Genomic DNA, 2,728 nt, shown 5'->3' with positions numbered 1-2,728 from the left:
GGACAGGGCCGGGGGTGCTCTTCCCGCACCGACTCCTGCGTTCCCTCGCGCTCGAGGCAGCGCGGTCCCACCCCTCCCCATAAAGCCAGCCTTGACGCTGTCACACGCAGGCTTCACGCTTTGGCTCTTCCGATTTCTGATTGAGGTGAGCGATGGCCGGCGAAGTGGTGGCGCATGCAGCGGAGGTGGCTTCGCATGGCGGGGTCGACCTGGTGCAGGTGGTGGCGCTGCTCGGAGCCGGGGTCATCGCAGTGCCGCTGTTCCGCCGGCTAGGGCTCGGCTCGGTGCTGGGTTACCTCGCGGCAGGCCTCGCGGTCGGGCCGTTCGGCTTCGGGCTGGTGGGCGACCCGCAGGCCGTGCTGCACGCTGCCGAACTGGGTGTGGTGCTGTTCCTGTTCATCGTCGGGCTGGAGATGGAGCCGGCCAAGCTCTGGGGGCTGCGCAAGGAGATTTTCGGGCTCGGTGTGTTGCAGGTCGGCCTCTGCGGCCTGCTGCTGACTCTGGCGGGGATATTTCTGCTCGGCCTTGCGCCACCGGTGGCGTTCGTTGCCGGCATGGGGTTCGTTCTCACCTCGACGGCCATCGTCATGCAGATCCTCTCGGAGCGGGGCGAGCTGCAGACGCCGGCGGGGCAGAAGATCGTCTCGGTGCTGCTGCTGGAAGATCTCGCCATCGTGCCGTTGCTGGCGGTGGTGGCCTTCCTGTCGCCGGGTGTCGACACCGACGCGAGCGCCATGCAGCGCTGGATCAGCGTGGGCGTGGCGGTGGCGTCGATCGTCGCGGTGATCTTTGCCGGCCGCTGGGTGCTGAACCCGGTGTTCAAGATCCTCGCCGAATCCAAGGCGCGCGAAGTGATGACCGCCGCAGCGCTGCTGGTGGTGCTGGGCGCGGCGCTGATCATGGAAGCGGGGGGCCTCTCGATGGCGATGGGCGCCTTCATGGCCGGCGTACTGCTTTCGACCTCGACCTTCCGGCACCAGCTCGAGGCCGATGTCGAGCCGTTCCGCGGGCTGCTGCTGGGCCTGTTTTTCCTCGCCGTGGGGATGTCGCTCGATCTCACTGTGGTGGCGGCCAACTGGCAGTTCATCGCGCTCTCGGTGCTCATCTACATGGTGCTGAAGGGTGGTGCGATTTACGGGCTGGCCCGGGTGCTGGGCAGCGGCAACGCACCGGCGCTGGAGCGCGCCGTGCTCATGGCACAGGGCGGCGAATTCGCCTTCGTGCTGTTCACCACCGCAACGGCGGGCGGGCTCTTGACCGGCGAACTCAACGCCATCTTCACCGCCACGGTGATCATCTCGATGGTGCTGACGCCGTTCTCGACCATGCTGCTGAAGCTGGTGCCCAAGCCCGTGCAATCCCTGGCCGGGGTCGAAAAGCCCGATGGGCTCACCGGCAATGTGCTGCTGATCGGCTTCGGCCGGTTCGGGCAGATCGCCAGCCAGCCGCTGATTGCCAAGGGGCAGCACTCGATCTCGATCATCGACAACGATGTCGAGATGATCGAGGTGGCGCAGACCTTCGGCTTCAAGATCTACTATGGCGACGGCACCCGGCTCGACATCCTGCACGCCGCCGGGGCAGGGACGGCCGACCTGATCCTCATCTGCGTCGACAAGAAGGACTCGGCGACCCGCATCACCGAACTGGTGAAGTCGGAGTTCCCGCTGGCCAAGATCATGGCGCGCGCCTTCGATCGGGGCCACGCGCTGGAGCTGGTGAAGGCGGGAGCGGATTACCAACTGCGTGAAGTGTTCGAGAGCGCGCTGGAGTTCGGCGCCGAAATGCTGCGCCAGCTTGATGTCGACATGGTCGAGGTGGAAGAAATCATCGAAGGGGTGCGCGAACGCGATCGGCAGCGCTTCGCGGCGCAGATGGTCGGCGGCCTTATGGCGGGCAGGGACCTGCTCAGGTCGAACGCCGAAGATCAGGCCCGCGAAAGCGGCACCGTCGCCGGCCCGTCAACGCCGATCATTGCGCCCGAGGAAGAAGCGAAGGCTTAGTCAATCGCCGGGGGCGTCAGCGGGGTTGCGGTCAGCTTTACCCCCAGCGCCCGCGCGACGCCCAGCAGGGTACTGAGCTTGGGGTCGCCGCGTTCGCTGAGCGCCTTGTACAGCGCCTCGCGCGTTACCCCCGCCTCTCTCGCGATCTCGGTCATGCCACGCGCCCTGGCGACGACACCGAGCGCCTGAGCGATGTAGGTGGCGTTCCCGCTCTCGAAGGCGTCGGCCAGCAATTCGGCCTGAGATGTCGGATCATCCAGGAATTCCGCCGCGTCGAACAGAGTGGTTTCGATCGCCATTTCAGATCTCCTGGCGAGTTCTCGGCGTGAACTATAGTTCACATCGGCTGCCGAAGCGAACCGCATAAGCTCCCAATGCCTCGATGTCATCCCAGCCAAAGCTGGAACCCATTTCGCCCCCTGCGCAGGTGGATAGTTGGGTCCCAGCTTTCGCTCATAGGCGCTAAGTTAGCGATTTCGGTTGGCCTGATGGACGCGACCTTAGCTCCCCAATGGAGTGACGCCGGGTATGCGACCCGAGGCTCTGCAGGTCCCCCAAACTCGGTGTCATCCCCGCGAAAGCGGGGAACTCCGTTTGGGATCGTGCCGCAGGCCAAGAAAACAGAGGTTCCCGCTTTCGCGGGAATGACCCGGTGGGTGGGGCACGACCCTAACTTAGCGCACATGAGCGAAAGCTGGGATGACAACCGGAGTGGGGGAGATGGC

General features: G+C 65.4%; 2 protein-coding genes. One reads left to right on the top strand and one right to left on the bottom strand.

The genetic code is table 11. The annotated features are described in order from the left end of the window. The first annotated feature begins 152 nt into the window (after positions 1 to 152). Positions 153 to 2,003 carry a monovalent cation:proton antiporter-2 (CPA2) family protein gene (locus tag VW23_RS26615; protein WP_069912495.1) on the top strand — a complete coding sequence of 617 codons (1,851 nt, stop codon included), beginning with the start codon at positions 153 to 155 and terminating at the stop codon, positions 2,001 to 2,003. Here the strand turns inward: VW23_RS26615 and VW23_RS26610 are convergent. Beyond that, positions 2,000 to 2,302, bottom strand: a complete 303-nt coding sequence (locus VW23_RS26610) for an addiction module antidote protein (RefSeq protein ID WP_069912494.1) — start codon at positions 2,300 to 2,302, stop codon at positions 2,000 to 2,002. The two genes, VW23_RS26615 and VW23_RS26610, sit on opposite strands and share 4 nt — an antisense overlap. Positions 2,303 to 2,728: the final 426 nt, after the last annotated feature.

The sequence above is a fragment of the Devosia insulae DS-56 genome (assembly GCF_000970465.2).
Lineage (GTDB): Bacteria > Pseudomonadota > Alphaproteobacteria > Rhizobiales > Devosiaceae > Devosia_A > Devosia_A insulae.
Note: the sequence above shows the minus strand (reverse complement) of the source record. Positions and strands in the feature narration are given on the sequence as shown.

What these genes read in the sequence shown, in the direction of transcription:
- VW23_RS26615 (WP_069912495.1), top strand. Translation starts at nt 153, where the DNA reads ATGGCCGGCGAAGTGGTGGCGCATGCAGCGGAGGTGGCTTCGCATGGC.
- VW23_RS26610 (WP_069912494.1), bottom strand. Translation starts at nt 2,302, where the DNA reads ATGGCGATCGAAACCACTCTGTTCGACGCGGCGGAATTCCTGGATGAT.